This is a genomic window from Polycyclovorans algicola TG408 (assembly GCF_000711245.1).
In the GTDB taxonomy this organism is placed as follows: Bacteria; Pseudomonadota; Gammaproteobacteria; order Nevskiales; family Nevskiaceae; genus Polycyclovorans; species Polycyclovorans algicola.
Genome location: NZ_JOMH01000001.1, coordinates 2,016,234 through 2,036,911 on the forward strand (window position 1 = coordinate 2,016,234; position 20,678 = coordinate 2,036,911).

At 64.5% G+C, this 20,678-nt stretch carries 19 protein-coding genes, 1 tRNA gene and 1 pseudogene; 12 read left to right on the forward strand and 9 right to left on the reverse strand.

What is annotated here, in order from left to right; genetic code table 11:
• Positions 1–26: 26 nt before the first annotated feature.
• A pseudogene (locus U741_RS20080) lies at positions 27–383 on the forward strand (LPS-assembly lipoprotein LptE); the annotation flags it as partial.
• Here U741_RS20080 and U741_RS19220 read toward each other — a convergent pair.
• Complete coding sequence (locus U741_RS19220) at positions 349–1,680, reverse strand: (Fe-S)-binding protein (protein WP_161776174.1); 1,332 nt, start codon at positions 1,678–1,680, stop codon at positions 349–351. The pseudogene U741_RS20080 and the gene U741_RS19220 overlap by 35 nt on opposite strands.
• A gap of 61 nt (positions 1,681–1,741) precedes the next feature.
• Between U741_RS19220 and U741_RS0109600 the strand changes: the two genes are divergently transcribed.
• Positions 1,742–2,692 carry a DUF481 domain-containing protein gene (locus U741_RS0109600; protein ID WP_052378672.1) on the forward strand — a complete coding sequence of 317 codons (951 nt, stop codon included), beginning with the start codon at positions 1,742–1,744 and terminating at the stop codon, positions 2,690–2,692.
• Between the two features lie 3 nt (positions 2,693–2,695).
• Complete coding sequence (locus U741_RS0109605; RefSeq protein ID WP_029890258.1) at positions 2,696–3,025, forward strand: (2Fe-2S) ferredoxin domain-containing protein; 330 nt, start codon at positions 2,696–2,698, stop codon at positions 3,023–3,025.
• Between the two features lie 22 nt (positions 3,026–3,047).
• On the opposite strand, the gene mltF is transcribed toward U741_RS0109605, so the two are convergent.
• Entirely contained in the window at positions 3,048–4,553 is a 1,506-nt protein-coding gene (gene mltF / locus U741_RS0109610) for a membrane-bound lytic murein transglycosylase MltF (protein ID WP_052378673.1), read from the reverse strand.
• Positions 4,554–4,710: 157 nt separating this feature from the next.
• On the opposite strand from mltF, the gene U741_RS0109615 reads away from it, so the two are divergent.
• Positions 4,711–4,804, forward strand: a tRNA-Ser gene (locus U741_RS0109615).
• A 58-nt stretch (positions 4,805–4,862) separates the two neighbouring features.
• On the opposite strand, the gene U741_RS0109620 is transcribed toward U741_RS0109615, so the two are convergent.
• Positions 4,863–6,839 (reverse strand): ABC transporter ATP-binding protein, encoded by a 1,977-nt coding sequence (locus tag U741_RS0109620; protein WP_235200233.1) that lies wholly within the window; start codon positions 6,837–6,839, stop codon positions 4,863–4,865.
• Positions 6,840–6,875: 36 nt separating this feature from the next.
• On the opposite strand from U741_RS0109620, the gene U741_RS0109625 reads away from it, so the two are divergent.
• Positions 6,876–7,085 (forward strand): nucleotidyl cyclase domain-containing protein, encoded by a 210-nt coding sequence (locus U741_RS0109625; protein WP_029890261.1) that lies wholly within the window; start codon positions 6,876–6,878, stop codon positions 7,083–7,085.
• 10 nt (positions 7,086–7,095) lie between these two features.
• Here the strand turns inward: U741_RS0109625 and U741_RS0109630 are convergent, their stop codons facing one another.
• From U741_RS0109630 to U741_RS0109645, 4 genes are read right to left on the reverse strand one after another with little or no spacing between them, the layout of a single operon-like run.
• A complete protein-coding gene (locus U741_RS0109630) occupies positions 7,096–7,884 on the reverse strand; it encodes an enoyl-CoA hydratase/isomerase family protein (protein WP_029890262.1) in 789 nt (262 codons plus the stop codon).
• Positions 7,885–7,893: 9 nt separating this feature from the next.
• Positions 7,894–8,688 (reverse strand): hypothetical protein, encoded by a 795-nt coding sequence (locus tag U741_RS0109635; protein ID WP_029890263.1) that lies wholly within the window; start codon positions 8,686–8,688, stop codon positions 7,894–7,896.
• Between the two features lie 8 nt (positions 8,689–8,696).
• Positions 8,697–10,142, reverse strand: coding sequence for a protein adenylyltransferase SelO (locus U741_RS0109640; RefSeq protein WP_200872705.1), 1,446 nt, complete (start codon positions 10,140–10,142; stop codon positions 8,697–8,699).
• 27 nt (positions 10,143–10,169) lie between these two features.
• Positions 10,170–10,784: a TetR/AcrR family transcriptional regulator gene (locus U741_RS0109645; RefSeq protein ID WP_029890265.1), complete on the reverse strand. Its 615-nt coding sequence runs from the start codon at positions 10,782–10,784 to the stop codon at positions 10,170–10,172.
• A gap of 97 nt (positions 10,785–10,881) precedes the next feature.
• Here U741_RS0109645 and U741_RS0109650 point away from each other — a divergent pair, with 97 nt between their 5' ends.
• From U741_RS0109650 to U741_RS18950, 4 genes are all read left to right on the forward strand, one after another.
• The gene (locus U741_RS0109650; RefSeq protein WP_043110255.1) at positions 10,882–11,724 is read left to right on the forward strand and encodes an SDR family NAD(P)-dependent oxidoreductase; all 843 of its coding nucleotides are present in this window, start codon (positions 10,882–10,884) and stop codon (positions 11,722–11,724) included.
• Between the two features lie 174 nt (positions 11,725–11,898).
• Positions 11,899–12,828, forward strand: coding sequence for a hypothetical protein (locus U741_RS0109655; protein ID WP_029890267.1), 930 nt, complete (start codon positions 11,899–11,901; stop codon positions 12,826–12,828).
• 169 nt (positions 12,829–12,997) lie between these two features.
• The gene (locus tag U741_RS0109660; protein WP_084154779.1) at positions 12,998–14,506 is read left to right on the forward strand and encodes a flavin-containing monooxygenase; all 1,509 of its coding nucleotides are present in this window, start codon (positions 12,998–13,000) and stop codon (positions 14,504–14,506) included.
• 109 nt (positions 14,507–14,615) lie between these two features.
• Positions 14,616–14,792 carry a PLDc N-terminal domain-containing protein gene (locus tag U741_RS18950; RefSeq protein ID WP_084154780.1) on the forward strand — a complete coding sequence of 59 codons (177 nt, stop codon included), beginning with the start codon at positions 14,616–14,618 and terminating at the stop codon, positions 14,790–14,792.
• Between the two features lie 55 nt (positions 14,793–14,847).
• Here the strand turns inward: U741_RS18950 and U741_RS0109670 are convergent, their stop codons facing one another.
• The gene (locus tag U741_RS0109670; protein ID WP_029890269.1) at positions 14,848–15,843 is read right to left on the reverse strand and encodes a ketopantoate reductase family protein; all 996 of its coding nucleotides are present in this window, start codon (positions 15,841–15,843) and stop codon (positions 14,848–14,850) included.
• A 130-nt stretch (positions 15,844–15,973) separates the two neighbouring features.
• Here U741_RS0109670 and U741_RS0109680 point away from each other — a divergent pair, with 130 nt between their 5' ends.
• The 3 genes from U741_RS0109680 to greB are packed head-to-tail and all read left to right on the forward strand — an operon-like array spanning position 15,974 to position 20,030.
• Complete coding sequence (locus U741_RS0109680; protein ID WP_084154781.1) at positions 15,974–16,798, forward strand: outer membrane lipoprotein-sorting protein; 825 nt, start codon at positions 15,974–15,976, stop codon at positions 16,796–16,798.
• Positions 16,795–19,518 (forward strand): MMPL family transporter, encoded by a 2,724-nt coding sequence (locus U741_RS0109685; RefSeq protein ID WP_235200240.1) that lies wholly within the window; start codon positions 16,795–16,797, stop codon positions 19,516–19,518. Before U741_RS0109680 ends, U741_RS0109685 begins: the two co-directional genes overlap by 4 nt.
• Positions 19,515–20,030, forward strand: coding sequence for a transcription elongation factor GreB (gene greB / locus U741_RS0109690; protein ID WP_029890272.1), 516 nt, complete (start codon positions 19,515–19,517; stop codon positions 20,028–20,030). The genes U741_RS0109685 and greB overlap by 4 nt, the downstream gene beginning before the upstream one ends.
• On the opposite strand, the gene U741_RS0109695 is transcribed toward greB, so the two are convergent.
• Positions 20,027–20,614, reverse strand: a complete 588-nt coding sequence (locus U741_RS0109695) for a GNAT family N-acetyltransferase (RefSeq protein ID WP_029890273.1) — start codon at positions 20,612–20,614, stop codon at positions 20,027–20,029. The two genes, greB and U741_RS0109695, sit on opposite strands and share 4 nt — an antisense overlap.
• Positions 20,615–20,678 lie beyond the last annotated feature (64 nt).

Below are 20,678 nucleotides of genomic sequence, written 5' to 3' on the forward strand. Positions count from 1 at the left end.
TGCTCAGCGCCTGTGGCTTTCGCCTGATGGGCGATCGGCCGCTGCCCGAGTTGCTCGATGTGGTGTTCATTGACGTCGAAGCACCGTACCGGGTGCGTGAGCCGCCGGTTGAAACCCACCTGCGGGCATTGCTGCAGCGGCGTGGTGCGAGCATCCGGACGCGCAGCGGTGACGGGGTGACGGCCGTCCGTATTCAGGAATTGAACACCGTTCGAGAAGTGCTTTCGGTGGGTCCCGACGGCAAGGCGCTGGAGTTTTTGCTGCGCACCACGGTGCGTTATCGGGTCGAGCGCGACGGCACGGTCCTGGTGCCCAGTGATTACCTCGAGATCAGCCGCGATTTCAGCTTCAACGCGGATCAGGTGCTGGCCAAAGACGCCGAGGAAGCACGTCTGCGTGCCTACCTGCAGACCGAGCTGGCCGAGCTGATTCTGATTCGTCTTGAAGCGCGATTGGGTGGTCTGCCCGCGCCGGCCCCGGCCGTGGTGCCCGCAGTGCTAGCGCCAGCAAACGCACCGGGTGCATGACCTCGATGTCGTGAAGGCCCCGACGGCGTAAGCCTGCGGCGATGTGCGTTGCGCAGCCGATGTTGCTGCTGACGATGACCTGCGGCGACAAGGCGCTGGCAGCCGCCAGCTTGGGCGCGAGATGTGCATCGGCGATACGCGGATGGGCCAGCAGATGATGCCCGGCTGCGCCGCAGCAACTCGGTGCCGCGTCGAGCTCGACCACGGTCAGACCCGGAATTCTTGCCAGTAACCCGTCAATGTCGGCATCGCTGCCGAGTGCATTGCGGTGCGTGCACGGTCGTTGCACCGCGACGCGCAGTGGCAGTGATCGCGGCGTCAGGTCGGCCGGCCATCGTTGTCGAATCAGGCTCAGCACTTCGTGATGGCCGGCGCGCAGCGCCGCATCCGGATGCGTGCGCAACTGGGCGGCGCAGCCGCTGGCGAGGCTGACGATGGGGCGCGTGCCCGCTGCTCGGGCCAGTGCGCTCTCCTGTTGCGCTGCCAAGTCTGCCAGTCCGGCGTGGCGTGCCATCGCCCCGCAGCAGACACCGGTCAGCGACCGGCTGGCGATGCCCAGCGCGCCGAGCACGGCCTGCGCAGCCTCATCCGTTGCCGGGTCCAGTGCGGCGCCGACACAACTGCCAAAACGCCAGAACTCGGGCTGTTTGGTGACCGAGGTGGGACGGGTGATGGTCTGGGCCGGTCGGCCGACCTTGGGGGGCAACAGACTCAGAAGACGAATCAGCGGGTGACGGTGCGCGTATCTGGCTGCGAGGCGGCCGAGTGTGCTGACCTGCCAGAGGCGCGCGCTCCAGCGCAGCAATCGTTGTCCGAGCGGATGGGTCAGCGCGGCGATCCAGTGACACAGGCCCGGCTGTGGTCGTTCCGCCAGCAGGCGCGCGCGCCCCGCGTCCAGAATCTGGTGGTAAGGCACGCGCGCCGGGCACACGGGTTCACAGGCGCGGCACCCCAGGCAGCCGTCGAGGTGTGCTTGCAAGCCATCGGTGGCGGCCAGCGCGCCGCTGGCCAGCGCCTGCATCAAGGTGATGCGGCCACGCGGTGAATCGCCTTCGTGTCCGGTCTGTCCGTAGCTGGGGCAATGCGGCAGGCAGAGCCCGCATTTGACGCACTGGTCGGCAGCCTCAAACGGAAAATCGGGGCGATGGGCCATGGTCTTTATAATACGGGTTGCGGTTTTCGGGCCGTGCCCATTTTTCGTCAAGGATTCGTTGATGCGTTGTTTTCGGCTGTTGCCGCTGTTTTGCCTGCCCGTCCTCGCTTGGGCGCAAACCGAAGAAGTCATGCCCACCCCGGCGCCGCAGCCGGTGATTGAAGAAGCAGCCCCAGCGCAGCCCGCCGACACGCAACCTGCTGAGTCGTCACCCGCCCCCGAAGCCGAAGACCCGGCGGCTGCAACGCCGTCGGCCGCAGAGGGCGAAGACGCTGCGGCAGAAAGTGCGGCGTCTGGCGAAGCGCTGACCGAGTCCGAGAAGCAGACCCTTGCCGAAGCCCAGGCCGAAGTCGAGGAGGCGCCCGGTCCATGGAGCGGTGATGTCGGATTTGGTTACCTGTCGACCACCGGCAGCTCCGAGGCCACCAGCTACAACACCAAACTCGGTCTGACGTATTCGGTTGAGCGGTTCAAGAACGCGTTTTCGTTCAGCACCATCTACGGCGAGCAGGAAGGCGTGCGCGCCATTGAGCGTTACACGCTGACCAACCAGTTTGACTACAACCTCAACGTTCGCGATTTCGCCTTTGTGGCGGTCGATTTCGAAAAAGATCTGTTCGGGTCAGTTCGGGAGCGCACCAGTCAAACCTTCGGTTACGGTCGTCGGCTTTTGCGCGGGCCGGTCCACACCTTAAATGTCAATGCCGGTGTCGGTAGTCGGCAGCAGTTGCCGCAGGAGGGTGGCAGTCGAGAAGTCGACTTCATTGGCCGTGTGTCGGCCGACTACCTGTGGAAGATCTCCGAGACCAGTTCGTTCTCGCAGAAGCTGCGTATCGAGTCGGGCGTCGAAAGCACGTTCACCGAGGCCGTTAGCGAACTGACGCTGAGCATCATCGGTAACGTGGCGGCCAATGTGTCGTTTACCGCGCGCGACAACAGCGTGGCGTCAATCAATTCGCAGCGCACCGACACGTTTACCGCGGTCAACCTTGCCTACCAGTTCGGGAAGTAGCCGGTGACCAGCACGTCCGCAACCCACTATCGGCATCACGTTTTTTTCTGCTGCAACCAGCGGGAGCCGGGCGGCAGGGTGTGCTGCAACGACGCCGGCGCCAGTCGGCTGCGGGACTACGCCAAGCAGCAGGTCAAGAAGCTGGGGTTGGCCGGCAAGGGTCGGGTGCGTGTCAACCAGGCCGGGTGCATGGAGCGCTGCGAGGAGGGTCCGTGTCTGGTGATCTATCCTGAGGCCGTCTGGTACACCTACCGCAGCGAAGCCGACATCGACGAAATCATTCGCAGCCACGTGCAGAACGGCGAGCCGGTGACGCGGCTGCGCCTCCCCTGACAAGGCCATTCCTGCAACGTGGTTACAGCAGCGGTGGCTGCACTTGTAATGGCGAGCGACTGGGCGTTGGAGTCGGTGTCGGGAGGGGCGTGAGTTCGATGTTGTCGTCCGGCACCTCGGGTTCTCGCGCAAACGCGGTATCGGTCTTCCACACCAGCATGTCGTAGTAGGTGCGCACGCTCTTGACGTAGTGCAACGCCTCGAAGCCGCGCGCGTAGCCATAGCGGGTCTTGGTGTGCCACTGGCGTTGGGTGAGTAGCGGCAGGTTCTTGCGCAAGTCGGCCCAGCGGTTGCGGTTGCCGCCGCGCATGTCGGTGAGGTCGCGCAGGTCCAGTACATGGCCCAGGCCAAGGTTGTAGGCGGCCAGCGCCAGCCAGGTGCGATCGGGCTCGGACACGTCCTCAAAGTGATCGAGGAAGCGCCGCAGGTAGCGGGCGCCACCGGCAATGCTTTGCGCCGGGTCTTCACGGTCAGTCACACCGAGAAATGTCGCGGTGTCGCCGGTCAGCATCATCAGGCCGCGAACGCCGGTGGGACTGACAGCGCGCGGGTTCCAGTGTGATTCCTGATAGCCGATGGCCGCGAGCAGCCGCCAGTCCAGACCCTGGGCCTCGGCCTCGACTTCGAAATAGTCACGGAACGCGGGCAAGCGGGTCTTGATGTGCTCGGCCAGTGTGATGGTGCTGACAAAATCCAGTGGCCCGCCGTTGCCGAAATGTCGCGCCAGCAACTCGGTCATCACTGCCTCGGGGAGTTCTTCGAAGAAGCGTTCGGCGGCGTCGACCAGACTGGTGTCCAGAGATTTTCTGAAGGCCCACGCCAGAGGCTGGTCGCGCGTCAGTGCAAAGGCCACGCGCAGACGTGGGTAGTAACGCTGGTGAACGGCGACCAGTGTCGAATTTGCGACGGTGTAGCGCAGATCGCCCTGTTCCACGGCGTAGAGCAGCGCTTCGGCCTCTTGTTCGTCGGCTTCGCCCCAGACCAGATTGGGATGCCCCTCTGACAACTCGGTGAGGCGTTCGCTGTGCACGGTTCCGCGCGGCACCATCAGTGTGCCGTCAAGGTCGTCGATCGACGCGGGCTTGGGGGTCCCCATCCGGTAGACCAGCTCGGCGCGCACCGTTTGCAGGGTGGGTCCGAAGTCAAAGCGCTTGCGCGCGACGTCAGTGACGGTGATGCCGGCAGCGGCAACATGCGCCTTGCCGTCCGCCACGGCCTGCAGCGCAGCGGCGTGGGAGTCGACAACCACAAGCTCCAGCTCGACCCCCAACGATTCGGCAAAGTGCTGTGCCAGCTCAAAGTCAAAACCGCTGGCGCCCGAGCTGGTCTGGTAGTAGGTGGTCGGGCTGTTGAGGGTGGCCACGCGCAGGGTGCCGCTGGCCATGACACGGCTGACCAGGTCCTGCGGCGGTGAGCAGGTCATTAGGCTGGCCAGCAAGGCCGCCGCCAGCACAAACGGTAGCGCGCGCCACAGGCGATCCAGCAGCCCTGGCAGGTGTCGCAAGATGAGGGTGGGCGTGCCCGTCATGGCGTGTGATCGTTCAGTTTTGGCGTCCGGGCTGCGTCACATTATCTGCGCACCGCAGTGCATCAAAACAGCCGGGCCCGGTTCTGAGATTGCGCGCGGTGCGTGTCGTTGTCATGGCTGGTTGAATCGCTCGTGAAACCGTACAATCGCGTCCGCCGGAGGGGTACCGAAGTGGTCATAACGGCGCCGACTCGAAATCGGATGGTCTCTCAAAAGGAGGCACAAGGGTTCGAATCCCTTCCCCTCCGCCAGTACAACAACATGCAGCACCTGAATCGCCCCGGCTTTGCCGGGGTTTTTTGTGGGCGCTTATCGAGCGTCCCCCGCCTCGGGTGAGTGACCGATGAAGCCGCCCGACTGACGCGCCCATAACGCAGCATAGAGTCCGTTTCGGGCGATGAGTTCGGCGTGACGGCCCGTCTCGATAATGCGTCCCTCGTCGAGAATAATGAGGCGGTCCATGGCCGCGATCGTCGACAGCCGGTGGGCGATGGCGATAACCGTTTTGCCCTCCATCAGGGTGCTGAGTTGTTCCTGGATGGCGGCCTCCACTTCGGAGTCCAGCGCCGAGGTCGCCTCGTCGAGAATCAGGATGGGGGCATCTTTGAGCAGCATGCGCGCGATGGCGATGCGTTGCCGCTGGCCCCCCGAAAGTTTGACGCCGCGCTCCCCGACGTGGGCGTCCAGCCCGCTGCGCCCCTGACCGTCGACCAGTTCGGGGATGAACTGATCGGCATGGGCGCGTTTTGCAGCGGCCCAGATCGCGGCATCGTCAGCGTCGGGGCGACCGTAGCGAATGTTGTCGCGCACCGAGCGGTGCAGCAGCGAGGTGTCTTGCGTCACCACGCCGATCTGTTGGCGCAGTGAGGCTTGTTGCACTTCGGCAATGTTTTGACCGTCGATGCGGATGGCACCGCCCTGCAGGTCATAGAAGCGCAGCAGCAGGTTCACCAGGGTTGATTTGCCGGCACCCGAGCGGCCCACCAGCCCGACGCGCTCGCCGGGGGCAATCTGCAGCGACAACTGCTCGAACACGGCTTTGCCGCCGTCGTAAGCGAAGTCAACCTGATCCAGCGCAATGGCGCCGTCAGTGACGACCAGCGGCGGTGCGTCGTCGATGTCGGTGAGCGTCACCGGCTGGGCCAGGGTGTTGATGCCGTCCTGCACGGTGCCGATGTTTTCGAACAGCGAGGCGACCTCCCACAGGATCCAGTCCGACATGCCGCGAATGCGCAGAACCAGCGCAATGGCCACCGCAATCGCGCCTAGGCTGATGGCGCCTTGTTGCCACGCCACCACCGCCATGCCGCCCACTGCAGCCAGCAGCACCGCGTTGAGCGTTTGCAGGCTGACGGTGAGCTTGGTCACCAGCCGCATCTGCCGGTACACCGTGTCCATGAAGCTGGCCATGGATTCACGGGTGTGAAGCTGCTCGTCACGCGTGTGGGCAAACAGCTTCAGGGTCTGGATGTGGGTGTAGGCATCAACGATGCGCCCGGTCATGTCGGCACGTGCGTCGGCCTGCTCCATCGAGATACGCCGCAGTTTCGGCACGAAGTGGCGCAGCAGGGCGACGTAGCCGACCAGCCACGCCACCAGAGGCACGATGAGCCAAGGTTCGGCTTGCCCGACCAGCAGCATCGCACCGAAGAAGTACACGGTGACGTAGACGAAGACGTCCAGCACCTTGACCACCGATTCGCGGATCGCCAGCGCGGTCTGCATCACCTTCTGCGACAGGCGCCCGGCGAATTCTTCCTGAAAAAACGCCAGGCTCTGGTTGAGCAGCATGTTGTGCATGCGCCAGCGGCCGATCATCGGGTAATTGCCGAACACGGTCTGATGCGCGAGCAACGACTGCATGAGAATCGCCAGCGGGTAGGCCAGGACGATCAATGCGCCCATGGCCAGCAGACCGAGGCCGTGCGTGTCCCACAGGGTGTCCGGTTGGGCGGCGCCCAGCCAGTCGACGAGCGTGCCGAGAAAGCTCATGAACGCCACTTCAATCACCGACACGGTGGCGGTCATGGCTGCCATCGCCGCCAGCCAAGGCCTCAGGGGACGTGAGAAATAAAGAATGAAGCCGAACAGCGATTGCGGCGGCGTCGGTTGCACCGCGTCGGTCGGCAGCGGTGGCAACGGGTCGATGCGGGTTTCAAAAAAGCGGAAGAGCACGGCAAGCCACAGCGGCAGATGGGCGCGCAGTTTGGCCAACTTGGCGTGGACGCGTGAAGGCAAAACGCATGAGACGAAATTGTCGGGCTGTGGCCCCATCCCGGTGAACATGAATTTCTCCGCCTGCAGTCCCGCATTGGCCAGCGGTTGGGTCAGTCCGAGTGGGACGGCACTGGCGTTCAGACCGGCGTCGCCACCAGCATCGGCGCCCGGCAGGTGCCGGACGCTCGGGCGTTGACCCTGTCGGCTGCGCTGGTGCAGGCAGACAAGCTGCTGTACGCCGCCAAGGCGGGCGGCAAGCAGCGACTCAGCTTCGCGACCGCCACCGCCACCGCCACCGCGCAGGTAGCGGGGTGACGAAAGGCGGCTATCGACCCTCGAAGTGGGGTAGCTGACGGGCCAGCACCGCCTGAATGGCGTTCCAGGAATCATCGGTGCGTGCGCACGTCGAAATGGCGCGGGCCTCGAACTCCAGTTGGGTTTCCAGCGGCTGATCGCCACTGGAGAGCAACAGCCGTTTCATCTCGCCAAAGGTCTTGGTTGGGCCTTGCGCGAGTTGCGTGGCCAGCGCCAAGGCCTCGGCGTCAAGTTGTTCGTCGTCGACCACGCGCGACACCAGCCCGTAGCGCTGCGCGTCTTCGGCACTCCACTTCTCGTTGAGCATGACGAAATCGGCCGCCTTGCGGCTGCCCACCCGGCGCGGAAAGTAATAGGTGCCGCCCGAGTCACTGACAAAGCCGATGGCATTGAACGCCGCGTAAAAGCTGGCTGAGCGCGCGGCCAGCGCAAAGTCGGCCATGGCCGTGAGAGACACCGAACCGCCGGTGGCCAGCGCGTGCACGGCAATCACCACGGGTGCATCGGCGCGGGCAAAGCGCGCGACGGCCATGTGCAGGTCAGCGGTGGCAGCCTTGAGCCGCCGTGGCAGCAGGTCGCGGTCGGCGCCCAGCCACTTCAGATCGGCGCCAACGCTGAAGTACTTGCCCTGGGCGCGGATCAGCACGGCGCGCACCTCGGGGGTTTCGTCACACTCGATGGCGACGTCACACAGCTCGCTGCAGAAACGTTGGTCGAAGGGGTTGCCGCGCGCCGGCTGGCTGAGGGTGACGTGGGCAACGCCGTCGATTACGTCAAGGGTAACGGCACGTTCGGTCATGGCGGTCTTTTAGGGGGTTGGGGTGGATTGGGCTTTTTCGCGCATGTCGCGGCCGGCAAGCTCACTGCGCAGTTGATCGAGATTTTCCTTGAGCAGTGTCGCCACCAGCGCATCGGTGCGCGGGTCGTGCAGCACCTGCTGGACAACGTGCAATGACGAATCGACGGTGGCCTGAATGATGTCGTCGTAAAACGGCAGCCGCGACAGCCGCCCGGCGCGCGTGTCGGCGAGCACCTTCTCCTGAATCATGTCGCGCAACTCGTCGTCGTGAAGCTCCAGTGCCCGCGCCACGTTTTGCGTGAACTTGCCGTAGGCCATCACGTCGGCAACCTCGCCGAGCATCGCCACGGTGAGCGGACGCTTGATGGCATCGACAATCGCGCCAGTGAAGCGGTTGACCAGCCGGTAGGTGAATTCCTCGCCAAACGCACGATCAGCCGCGTGGCCAAAGCGCGACAGAATCACCACGATGCGGATGATGCGGACCAGTCGAAAGCCGCGGAACATGGGATGGGCCACCGGAATCATCCCGAGAATTTCGTACCAGTTCTTGGCGATGAACGCCCAGCCGCCGCCCTGCGACCGCCAGCGAAACAAGAACTCGACAAAGAAGATCGCGCACAGTGCGACATCGATCTGAATGATGAGACGCACGGTGTCGGCCGGCAGGTCGGCGAGCATTTCCCAGGTCAGCAGACCCACCGAAAACACCGCCAGCAGCAGCATCAGCCAGTCGATCCAGCTGACGCGGTGCGCGGTGTCGTCGTGGCTGCGGTCCGGGGCCGGGGTGGCAGCGGCGGTCATTTTGGTTCTCACGAGGAACAGCTCACCGACAGCGCCGCCGACCAGTCCGGCGGTAGCGCGGCCAAGTCGTCCATGCCGGGCTGCTCGGTAAACGGCTGCATCAGTGCCCGCATCAGCCGGTCGAGCACGCTGAAGTCGTCTTGCTCGGCGGCGCGAATTGCCAGTTCCAGCAAGTGATTACGCGGCACATAGAGGGGGTTCACGGCGTCCATGGCGGCTGTGCGCGTCGCCTGCGACAGCGACTCGCGCGCCAGCCGCGCGTCGTAGCGGGCCAGCCAGTCGGCGAGTGCGCCTTGGTCAAGCACCAGGTCAGCCAACAGTGCGCGGCGCGGCAAATGGCGCAGGCACAGCGTGAAGTCGTGACGACCCTTGGCGATCAGTCGCAGAAAATCCTGCATCAGCGCATCGTCCTCGGGCTGCTGCGTCGCCAGGCCGAATTTGGCGCGCCAGCGGGCACTGACGGTGTCGGTATAGACCGTGGCGAAGCTGCCGAGCAGCGTGTTGGCCTGCTCGATGGCGACGGCATCGTCGTCGCTCAGCAGGCTCAGACAGGCCTCCAGCAGCCGCGCGCAGTTCCACTGGCCGACGGCGGGCTGCTGGTCCCAAGCGTAGCGGCCGGAATGATCAGAGTGGTTGCAGATGTGCTGTGGGTCGAAGGCGTCGAGAAAGCCGTACGGGCCGTAGTCGATCGTCAGACCGAGAATGCTGAAGTTGTCGGAGTTCATCACGCCGTGGCAAAAGCCTACGGTTTGCCACTGCGCCATCAGTTGCGCGGTGCGACGAATCACCTCGGTCAACCAGTCGGCATAGCGGCCGACGGACTGGGGAAAGTGCTGGGCAATCACCGCGTCGGCCAGTTGCCGGACCTGGTCGGTTTGCCCGCGCGCTGCGTAAAACTCGAAGTGGCCGAAGCGCAAGAAACTGGGCGCAATTCGCAGCACGATGGCGGCACGCTCAACGGTTTCGCGCCGCACTGGCTGGTTCGATACGCCCAGCGCCAACGCCCGCGTGCTGGGGATGCCCAATGCATGCAGTGCCTCGCTGGCGACGTATTCGCGCAGGCTGGAGCGCAGCACGGCCCGGCCGTCGGCGCCGCGTGAATACGGGGTCGGCCCGCTGCCTTTGAGCTGCCAGCTACAGAGTTGGCCGTCTGCGCCGTGATGGCGGCCAATGAGGTGCGCGCGGCCGTCGCCGAGTTGCGGCACAAACTGGCCGAACTGGTGGCCGGCGTAGACGCTGGCCTGCGGGCTTGCGCCGGGTAGTGGCGCCAGTCCGGCGATCACCTGGCGGAAGCCATCACCGCGCAGCCAGTCGGCCGGCAGGTTCAGCGTGGTGGCCAGCGCACTGCTGTGGTGCGCCAGCTGCAGGTCCGCCAACGGGGTCGGCGCACAGGGCACGCAAAACGCCGGGTCCAATGCCTCGAAGGCGGTTTCGAACGTCGGCAAATTCGACACTAAAGAGGTATCAACCATGGCCCGAGTTTAACGGCCCTGTTCGACCGGCTCGGCGCCGAGGCTGCGCGCCACCATGTCGGCGAGGCCTTCGACCAGCTTGGGGAACGGCATCGGCGGGTTGGCCTCGCCCAGGTGCCGCACCACGGTGAAGATGCCGCCGTTGATCCAGATGTAGCTCATCACCGGCAGGTCGGCGCGTCGCATCAGCGCTGGATGGTGGGCGACGTATTGCATCAGGAAGCCCATCAGCACCTGCCGTAGCGGCTCGTCGGGGTTCTGGCGCGCCAACCGCGGTGCCAGCCGCACGCATTCCAGCCAGCGACCGTCATCGGCCTGCAGCAAATCGTGGATGCGCATCAGCAGGGCAATGATGGCGTCGCGCAGCGGAATCCGAACAAGTTCGGGAATCATCGGCTTGATCGCCTGCACGGCTTCGCTGATGAACTGCTGGTAGACGGCGTCGATGATCGCCTCGCGATCAGTGAAATACTCGTACACGGAGCCGACGCCAATGCCCGCACGCTCGGCAATTCGTCGCGTTCCCAGGCCCTTGGCGCCCTCGCGAGCCATGAGTTGGCTGGCCGCTTCGATGATGGCCGTCACGGTGGCTTTGGAGCGGGCCTGTTGGGGTTTGCGCGGCATGGTTTTCCGAATTGAATCCGAACACGTTGCCCGTCTAAAGTGACATCAATCGATGTAAACGTGACGCGATTCAGTGACGAATCTAAGAGGAGCGCCGGTGGGCAACAAACAGGCCAGAAGTTATCACGCAGCCGCCGTCATCACGGGTGCCGGCAGCGGCATCGGCCGCGCCTTTGCGCTCGAGTTGGCACGTCGGGGCGGGGAGATTGTCTGCGCCGACATCAATCTGTCGGCCGCCGAGGACACCGTGCAGCTCATTGAGGCGGCCGGTGGCCGCGCGCACGCGGTGAACTGCGACGTCCGTGAACTGGCGCAGGTTGAGGCCCTGGCCGAACAGGCCGAGCTGTTGCTGGACCGCCCGGTGAACTTGCTCATCAACAACGCGGGCGTGGGCGCCGGCGGCAAGCCGGTCGGCACTTTCACCATGGACGACTGGCGCTGGGTGATCGACATCAACCTGTGGGGCGTGATTCACGGTTGCCACGTGTTTGCGCCGACGCTACTGCAAGGCTCGCGCGGCGGCATCATCAATGTGGCCAGCACTGCCAGCTTTTCCGCCGCGCCGCTGATGGCCGCCTACAACACCAGCAAGGCCGGGGTGCTGGCGCTGACCGAAACCCTCGCGGCCGAGTGGGCGGCCACGCCGCTGGCCGTCACCGCGCTGTGTCCGACCGTGGTGCGCACCAACATCTTTCGCGATGGCCGCATCGACGCCAGCACCCAAAGCGTCACCGACCGCTGGATCAAATGGACCGGCATGTCGCCCGAAAAAGTCGTGACCCGCACCTTGGCGGCGTTTGATCGCGGCGAGCTCTACGTCATGCCGCAATGGGACGCCCGCCTCATCTGGCGCTCCAAACGCTTTACGCCGCGCACCTATCAGGTCGGCACCGGCCTGCTGGGCCGGGTTCTGGCGCGCAAGGCGGGCCAAATGGCGTAAAGCAGAAGCGTTTTAACGCAAAGGCGCAAAGGAAAAGCCAAGAAAGGACGCGAAGAAGATAAAAGGGGAAGGACAACAAAAAATTGGTTCTTTGCGTCCTTGTTTTTCACCTTTGCGCCTTTGCGTTGAAAGCTTTTTGTTGTTCTCGTTCCCACCCAACTCAGGTTCACCACCATGCAACTCGACACTGAAAAAATGCTCGCCAAGATCAAGGCCTCGCAGTGGTCGCTGGCCGACATTGACTGGGACGCGCCCGGCCGCGAGATCGTCACCGAAGACGCTGAGCTGTACCCCAAGCTCAAGGCCTTCATGGCCGATCTGATGTGGATCGAGCACGTCGGCGCGCGCGGCTTTGCCGCCATGGCCAAGAAGGCGCCGGACGACACACTGCGCGAGATCTACACCTACTTTCACGCCGAGGAACAGCGTCACGCCAATGCCGAAATGGCGTTGATGAAGCGCTGGGGCATGCTCGACGGCGACGAAATGCCCGAGCCGAACATCAACATTCGCCTGGTCGTGGAGTGGCTGGACCGCTGCGCCGACGACCAACCGCTGGTGGTGCTGGGCTCGGTGATTCCGATGCTGGAGATCGTGCTCGACGGCTCGCTGTGCAAATTCCTGCTCGAAAAGGTGCACGACCCGGTCTGCCACGAAGCCTTCGGCAAGATCAACGATGACGAGTCACGGCATCTGGGCGTCGACTTCCACGTGCTGGAGGTGCTGGGCTACGGCAAGCCCTATCAGTTGGGCCTGCGCGCCATGGCGCAGCTCATGAACCCCCCATTGCTGCTGGGCATTTTGTCGTACGCGCCGCTGCTGAATCGCATGCGCGACAACATCACCGCCCTGGGCATGGATGAAGAGCGTTTGAACATCGCTCTGCGCAAGTACAGGACGGTGGGCGGACGCACCCAGCAGGGTCGCAACAACCCCTGGTTCCAGATCATTTCGCGCCACGGCAACTGGGTGATCAACCGCTCCAACTGGCTGTACCACAAGCCGGTGGATGCGCTGGTGAAACTCACTGACCTCATCCCCCCGAAGTTGCTGCCCAAACCGCCCAGCTGGGTCAATGAACTGACCTGGAAGCCGACGGCCTGATCCGGCTCTGAAAGCCAACGGCTTTAAACGCAAAGGCGCAAAGGAAAAGCCAAGAAAAGACGCAAAGAAAATAAGGATAGACAGCGGACGCGAAGCAGAATCTGTTCTTTGCGTCCTTGCTTTTTACCTTTGCGCCTTTGCGTTGAATGCTTCTACTCAAAGGTAAATCATGACTGAAACCACCACCCAACCCACCACCACTCGCGCCCGAAAATCACCACCCGTGAAGGTGCATGACGTGCTGATCGTCGGTGCCGGCTTTGCCGGGCTGGGCAGTGCCATTCGCTTGCGCCAGCAGGGCGTGAATGACGTGGTGAATCTGGAGCGCGGTACCGAGGTCGGCGGCACCTGGCGCGACAACCAGTACCCCGGCGCGGCCTGCGACATTCCGTCGAACCTGTATTCGTATTCGTTCGCGCCGAATCCCCACTGGTCGCGGGGCTACTCCGGCAGTGCGGAGATTCTGGCCTACACGCACGACTTGGTCGCCCGCTTCGGGCTGGCCGAGTGCATCCGTTTCAAGCACACTGTGACCGGGCTGGCGTTTGATGAAGCCAAAGGCCAGTGGCGGGTCAGTGTGCACGGCAAGCCCGAGCTGCGCGCCCGCAGCGTGGTGCTGGCACAGGGGCCTTTGTCCAACGCCAGCTTCCCGAAGATTTCAGGTCTCGATAGCTTTGCCGGCCACAAGATGCTGAGCAGTCGCTGGGACCACGATTACGATTTCACCGGCAAGCGGGTGGCGGTGATCGGCACCGGCGCCAGCGCCATCCAGATCGTGCCGGAGCTGGTGAAGACCGCCGGTTCGGTGAAGGTGTTTCAACGCACCGCGCCGTGGGTGCTGCCGCGCCCTGATTACCCGACCACGGAGGCCATGAGGAGCACCTTCACGCGTTTCCCGGCGGCCCAGTCGGCACTGCGCAAGGCGATGTACCTTGCCCACGAATCGATGGCCACCGGGCTGATCTGGAACACCCCCGCGACGCGCGTGGTCGAGGCCGTCGGCCGCTGGCATCTGCGGCATCAGGTCAAGGAGCGCTGGCTGCGCCGCCAACTCACCCCGGACTACCGGATTGGTTGTAAGCGCGTGCTGGTGTCCAACGATTGGTATCCCTCATTGCAAGCGCCCAACTGCAAGCTCATCACTTGGCCGATTGCCAACCTGAGCTCGCAGGGGATTCGAACCGTCGAAGGGGTGGAGCACCAGTTCGACTGCATCGTGTTTGCGACGGGTTTCGACGTGACCAAGGCGGGCAGTCCGTTTCCGGTGACCGGCCTCGACGGGCGTTCACTGAGTGACGAATGGTCACGCGGGGCGCAGGCCTACAAGAGCGTCAGCGTGTCGGGCTATCCGAACCTGTTCATGACCTTTGGCCCCAATTCTGGCCCCGGACACAACTCGGCGCTGGTCTACATGGAGTCCCAGATCAACTACCTGGTGCGCGGCATCAAATTGATTCTCGACGGCAATCTCAAGCAGCTTGACGTGCGCGCTGACGCGCAGGCGCGGCACAATCGCGGTATCCAGAAGCGCCTGTCGCGCACCAACTGGAATTCGGGCTGCAAGAGTTGGTACCTGACCGAAGACGGCTTCAACGCCACCATGTATCCGGGATTTGCGACCCAATACGCCCGGCAGATGCGCGCATTGCGCACCGCGGACTACGCCTTCGTGTCGTAGCGTCCCACCAACGCCCTGTTGTCATGCGGCGAGGCGTTGGCGGCTCTGTTCAGGTTTACAGGACTAGACTGGGTTTCCAATCACAAGAAGGGGACCTCACGTGGAAGTCATGAATCTGGGTAGCGGAATCGGTGGCGTCTTGCTATTGATCGCCGTCATTTATGCCATCGTCAGCATCGCCAGCAGCAGTGCCACCTCTGGCGCCAAGGCTTTGTGGATCGTGCTGGTGATCGTGCTGCCGCTGGTGGGCTTCATCATCTGGCTGTTGCTGGGCCCCAAGAAGTAGGCTGACGTCATCTGATGTCAAAAGCCCCCCGAGCCGTCCGGTTCGGGGGGCTTTTTCACGGCTGCACGCCGAGTCGCTCGCGGAGCTCGCCCGGCGTCAGGGGTTTGGGCAGGGGGCTGCGCATGTTGTTGATGAGTTCGCACAACCGGCGATTGATGGGGGCATCGCCTCCATGGCGTTCGGCGAGGGCGACGATCTCACCGTTCAGTTGCATCACCTCGGTGGGTCGGCCCTGTTTCACGTCGGCGACCATCGACGGGTAGCTGCCGGCCTGCAGACCGTTGCGTGAGCGCGCCAGCCACCAGACGAGCGGACCGCCGTGGCGAAACAGCATTTGGTAAAGCGGCAGCGGAATTTGCATGGGCAGCCGGAACGGGACGCCGGCCTGCCGCAAGGTGACCGCCGCCTCGTCAAAGACCCTGAAGTAGCAGGCCTTGAGATCAGGGTGGGTGATCAGGTCCTTGAAGCTGGCGTGAGTGGCGGCGCACAAGGCATTGCCAAGGTTGATGAGCAGCTTGCCCCAGATGGCCGACTCGCCCTCGATGGCCTCAACCCCCATGCCTGAACCCTCGAAGGCGCCCAGCAGCGTGGCATCGCGGCTACCGACGAGCACCTGTGGCCGGGTGGTGATGCGCGCGTGTAACGGCGCCAGCCACTGCCCGTTGAACATGATGGTCATCGGCGCCACGCGAGCGTCGGGAAAGCGCTCGTGGATACGCCGCAGACCGCCGACCCCGTTGAGGGTGGGGATAACGGTGCAGTGGTCGGGAATGGCCGGGAGCGCGTCAAGCACCGAATCCAGGTCGGGATATTTCACGCAGATCACCAGGTAACGCACATCACTCAAGTCCAGTGACTGCGTCAGTGCCGGCTTGGCGACCTTCAGTGCCGGGCGCCCGCCCAGCACGTGATCAACACACACCTGCTCAACGCCCTGCACCGCGGCGAGGTCGATGTCACGCACATACAGGCGCAGCGGGCATTTCCCGGCATTCGCAGCGTAGGCGGCCAGAATCGTGCCGACCGCGCCGGCGCCCACAATCAGCATCATCGCCTGGCTCCCCTTGTTTGCGTGGATTCGATCTTACGCCGGGCCGCTGCGTGTGACTGTCGCGCAGGCCACGGTCGGCCCCGGTAAAGCGGGTAAGCTCGCAGCGAGGTAGCCAATCGGGGAGACGTTGATGACGGCCAGCAAGCGACAGGCAGTGCCGCGACGGTCGACCACTCGCACGGCCGTGCAAGGCCTGGCAGTGGCGGGCCTGGTTCTCTTGGCGGCTTCGCCGGCCAGCGCCGTGACCCTGGCCGAGGTGACCGACTGCATGCGCGCCAATGTGCCCGAGACGGTTCGCGTGCAGCAGGTGCAATTCGTCACCACCGACCGCGGGCGGGCGCAGCGGGTCCTGACCGGGCGTCTCGTCGCCAGCCGAGCCGACGGCCTGATGCGCGCCAATTTGCGACTGGATGCGCCGCCGGACCTCAAGGACGCCGCCTACCTCAGCCGCGAAACGCGTGACGGCCGCGACGAAATGTATCTCTACCTGCCCGCCCTGAACCGCGTACGGCGCGTGGTCGGCGGGGGGCGCAATAACACGGTGTTTGGCACCGACTTCAGCTACAACGACCTGCGGCAGATTCATGACGCGTTTTACGGCGATCAGGTGACGTTGTTGGGCGAAATTGAACTGGCCGGTACACCGGTTTTTCACCTTGAAGTGATTCGCGAGCAGGACGACGAGGGTGCCGAGCGGATGCAGGCCTGGGTTTCGCGCGACGCCTGCGTGGCCCTGCAGATCGACCTGTTTGCCGGTGACGCCGTCATCAAGCGCATCAGCAGCCCGGCAGCCAGCCTAAAACAGTTGCCGGCCGGGCAGTGGTACGCAGATAACGTGCGGGTTGAAGATCGCCTGGCCGAATCCAGCACCGATTTGACGGTGGAGGACGTCGAAGTCGGCACCGAGATGCCGGAGCGGCTGTTCAACCCCCGGTCGTTCTACCTCGGCCTGTGAGGGTCGCCCTGCGCCAGGTGCTGGAGCAGGGTGTTCGGCACCCACGGCGAACGCTGCTGGTGGTGGCCCTACTGTCACTGCTCGCTGCCGCGATGATTGTCGACTGGCCGCGCGGCGGTGTGCGCTTGGCCATTGACCCGACGCTGGATCGGCTGCTGCCCGACGATGAGCCCGCGCAGCAGGCCTTCGAGCGCCTCAGCGTCACCTTCGGCGCGCCCGACCAGTTGATTGTCGGGCTGGAGATGGCGGCGGTCTTCACGTCCGAAGGGCTGCGCGCCGTCGAAAGCGCAACCCGGCGGGTTCGGGCAATTAGCGGTGTGCGCGATGTTGCCTCGCTGGCCACGGTGCCCAACCTGCTGGCGAGCGAAGAGACGCTGGACGTCAGCAGTTTCAGCCGTCAGGCCGAGGCCGACCCCGCCAGCATCGGCGGCATGGCCCGGCAGGTGGCCGACAACCCCCTGTACGCCGGTTCGTTGGTGACCGACGACGGTCGCATGGCGGCATTGGTCGTGACCCTGGACGGTGTCGATGCGCGCCAGTACCTCGCCGCCGATCTTGACGCCCGCCTGCGCGATGCGGCCAAGGTTGATGGCGTGACGCGGGTCCGTCTGACAGGGGCGAGCGCGATTCAGGCGGCGACCACCGACGCGCTGCTGAGCACGCTGAGCGTGATTTTGCCGTTACTGGTGGCCCTGTTGCTGGCGCTGCTGTGGCTGGCATTCCGCTCGTTGCGGGCGACGTTGGCGGCTGCGCTGACGCTCACCATTACCCTGTTGTGGACCACGGCGTTACAGGTGCAACTGGGCTGGTCATTCAACATGGTGACGGTGATCGTGCCGGCGTTGGTGATCACGCTGGGTCTCTCGTACACCGTGCATGTGCTCAGCGAATTGATGGTGGCCGGTCGCGACGGCGCTGCCCCGGACCGGCTCAAGGCGCTGGAGCGGGCGAGTCTGCCTTTGTCGTTGTGCGGCGCGACCACCGCCACCGGTTTTCTGGCACTGAGCCTGTCGCCATTGCCGGCGATTCGCGAGTTCGCCTTGCTGTCGGCGTTTGGCGTGCTGGTCGCCATTGTGTTGATTCTCGTGCTGCTACCGGCCCTGATGCCCGGAAGTCACAGCGCGCCGATGCGTGATGCGCCCGACCTGCGCTGGGCGCGTGCCGCTGCACCGCGATTGTCGGCGTGGGTGATTCGTCATCGCGGGCTGATTCTTGGCGGCGGCGTGTTGTTGACGCTGGTGGCTGCGCTCGGCGCCACGCAGATTCGCAGCGGCGCCGAATACATTCGCAACTTTCCGGCGGACAATCCGCTGCGCCAAGACTTCGAGGTGCTCAACAGCCGACTCGGTGGCGCCACGCTGGTGTCTGTGTTTGTCGAGACTTACGTCAACGACGCGCTGACCGAGCCCGACCTGCTGCGCGAGCTCGATGCCCTGCAGGACTGGCTTCGGCGCCAACCCGAAGTCGGCGGTGCCCTGTCGTACGTCGACTACTTGAAGGTACTCAACCAGAGCCTCAACGACGGTGACCCGGCCTATTTTGCGCTGCCGGACGGCGCCGCCGCGGCCAAGCAGATTCTGGTGTTTGGCGCCTCCGACGCGCTCAAACGGGTGGTCGACGCCAGCCATCGCAGTGCCGTGATCAGCCTGCGCTTGAAGGTTGATGACTCGGTGGCGATTGCCGAATTCGTCCGTCGTGCCGAGGCGCGGCTGTCGCAGTTGCCACGGCCGCTGGACGCCAGCCTCACCGGCATGCCGGTGCTGGCCACGCGCACCGTCGAGGTATTGGCGGGCGGCCAGTGGCAGTCGCTGGCGCTGGCGGTGGCGGTGATCTGGCTATTGCTGGCGCTGCTGTTCAATTCGGCACGCGCGGCGGCACTGGCCCTGCTGCCCAATCTGGCGGTCATTGCCGTGTACTTTGGGTTGTTGGGCTATACCGGCATCGGGCTGAACCCCACCACCAGCCTGATCGCCTGCATCGTGCTCGGCGTGGCGGTGGACGACACCATCCAGTTTCTGGCGCGCTTCAACGATGCCGCGCGGCGCAAGGGTGATGAGCGGGCCGGCGTCGAGTACGCGCTGGCCCACACCCTGCGGCCGGTGACATTGACCAGCATCGGCTTGGTGATCGGCTTTCTGGCCTTCACCGGCAGCGATCTGCAAAGTCACGTGCAATTCGGCCTGCTCGCGTCGGTGACGCTCGCGGTGGCCTGGCTCATTGACCTGACGGTGACGCCGGCGCTGGGCTCGAAGCTGCGCATTGTCACCTTGTGGGATTTGATCCGGCTCGATCTGGGCCAGAACCCGCAGCACACCATTCCGCTGTTCTCCGGCCTCAGCCTGCGGCAGGTGCGCCTGTTCGCCTTGACCGCGCGCCTCGAAAAGCTGGCGCCTACCGAATTACTGATTCGCGAGGGCGAAATAGCCCGCGACATGTTTGTGGTCGTCGACGGGCATTTTGAGGCCTGGGTGGAGCGCGACGCCGGCCGCAAGCGGTTGTCCACCATGGCCCGGGGCGCGGTGATCGGCGAGGCCGGATATTTTGGCCAGCGCCGTACCGCGCACGTCGAGGCGACGCGCGATGCCCGCGTGCTGCGCTTCAACGCCGCTGACCTTGAGCGCATGCGGCAGCGTTACCCGCGTATCGCCGCGACCCTATTCCGCAACCTGAACCGTATTCAGGCCGAGCGGATTGCGCGCATGACAGCGCTGGTGCGATGAGCCGCTGGCGCCCCGCTGCCCCCCAGTCATCGGCCTACGTCACGGCCGAGGGTCAGGCACGCCTCAAGGCCGAGTTTGAGCACCTGTGGCGCGAGCGGCGACCCGAGGTGGTGCGGGCCCTGGCGGCGGCTGCCGCCGAGGGTGATCGTTCGGAGAATGCCGAGTACATCTATCGCAAGAAAGAGCTGCGCGAAATTGACCGGCGCCTGCAGTACCTGACGACGCGTCTCGAGAACCTCAAGGTGGTCGACACCGCACCGTCGGACCTGCATCGGGTCTACTTCGGCGCGTGGGTGACGGTCCAGGAGCCCGATGGTCAGTCCAAAACCTGGCGTCTGGTGGGCGCCGACGAAATCGACGCGCCGCGGGGCTGGATCAGCATTGACGCGCCGCTGGCGCGCGGCCTGCTCGGGCGGCGGGTGGGCGAGACGGTCGAGGTGAAACTACCGGCCGGGTCGCGAGAATTGGTGATTCTGGCTGTGCAGTACGGCCGGCCTGCAAACCTCGGTTAAAGCGTGCGCTCCCAGTAGGTGAGTGTTTTGGTGGATTCATGCGCGTCACCCACGTCTTTCCACTCGAACTGGCATTGCCACTCGGGCCTGCGCCGGTAGCCGCGCTTGGTCCAGAACACGTCGTTGCCTTGGTAGCGCGCGGGCCGGGCCGGGTGGTCGGCCGGGCGATCCACCGCGCAGAACACGCTGTGGTGGCAGCCGAGTGCCCGCGCCTGAGCCTCGCGCAGATCAAAGAATTGATGGCCCAGGCCGCGACCGCGCGCCTCGGGCAGGACCACCGACTCGCCGCAATAGAAGTAGTCGGCCAGCGGCAGCCCGGCGGTCTTGAACGGGACCTGCATGTCGGCGGCGGCATCAACCAGCGGCAGTCCGGTGGTTGCGCCAACCGGCATGTCGCCGTCGTGGGCGAGGGCGATCACCGCGTCCGGGCACGCCACGTAGCGCTGCAGGTAGTCGCGTTCATAGTCCAGATCGCCGTCGTACAAGTAGGGCCAGTCGCGGAACACGCGAATGCGCAGCGTCGCCGCTGTGTCGACAATGAGGGCGGCGTCTGCGCCGAAAAAGGATGTGAGGTGCAGGGTCATCGGCAAATGCAGGGGTGATGAGGTGGCATTGAAGCAAAAAGCTGATGCATTGATTCAGTTCATT

Excerpts from the sequence above, each read along its gene's own strand:
- U741_RS19220 (WP_161776174.1), bottom strand. The coding sequence starts at position 1,680 with ATGGCCCATCGCCCCGATTTTCCGTTTGAGGCTGCCGACCAGTGCGTC.
- U741_RS0109600 (WP_052378672.1), top strand. The coding sequence starts at position 1,742 with ATGCGTTGTTTTCGGCTGTTGCCGCTGTTTTGCCTGCCCGTCCTCGCT.
- mltF (WP_052378673.1), bottom strand. The coding sequence starts at position 4,553 with ATGACGGGCACGCCCACCCTCATCTTGCGACACCTGCCAGGGCTGCTG.
- U741_RS0109620 (WP_235200233.1), bottom strand. The coding sequence starts at position 6,839 with ATGTTCACCGGGATGGGGCCACAGCCCGACAATTTCGTCTCATGCGTT.
- U741_RS0109630 (WP_029890262.1), bottom strand. The coding sequence starts at position 7,884 with ATGACCGAACGTGCCGTTACCCTTGACGTAATCGACGGCGTTGCCCAC.
- U741_RS0109635 (WP_029890263.1), bottom strand. The coding sequence starts at position 8,688 with ATGACCGCCGCTGCCACCCCGGCCCCGGACCGCAGCCACGACGACACC.
- U741_RS0109645 (WP_029890265.1), bottom strand. The coding sequence starts at position 10,784 with ATGCCGCGCAAACCCCAACAGGCCCGCTCCAAAGCCACCGTGACGGCC.
- U741_RS0109655 (WP_029890267.1), top strand. The coding sequence starts at position 11,899 with ATGCAACTCGACACTGAAAAAATGCTCGCCAAGATCAAGGCCTCGCAG.
- U741_RS0109660 (WP_084154779.1), top strand. The coding sequence starts at position 12,998 with ATGACTGAAACCACCACCCAACCCACCACCACTCGCGCCCGAAAATCA.
- U741_RS18950 (WP_084154780.1), top strand. The coding sequence starts at position 14,616 with ATGAATCTGGGTAGCGGAATCGGTGGCGTCTTGCTATTGATCGCCGTC.
- U741_RS0109670 (WP_029890269.1), bottom strand. The coding sequence starts at position 15,843 with ATGATGCTGATTGTGGGCGCCGGCGCGGTCGGCACGATTCTGGCCGCC.
- U741_RS0109680 (WP_084154781.1), top strand. The coding sequence starts at position 15,974 with ATGACGGCCAGCAAGCGACAGGCAGTGCCGCGACGGTCGACCACTCGC.
- greB (WP_029890272.1), top strand. The coding sequence starts at position 19,515 with ATGAGCCGCTGGCGCCCCGCTGCCCCCCAGTCATCGGCCTACGTCACG.
- U741_RS0109695 (WP_029890273.1), bottom strand. The coding sequence starts at position 20,614 with ATGACCCTGCACCTCACATCCTTTTTCGGCGCAGACGCCGCCCTCATT.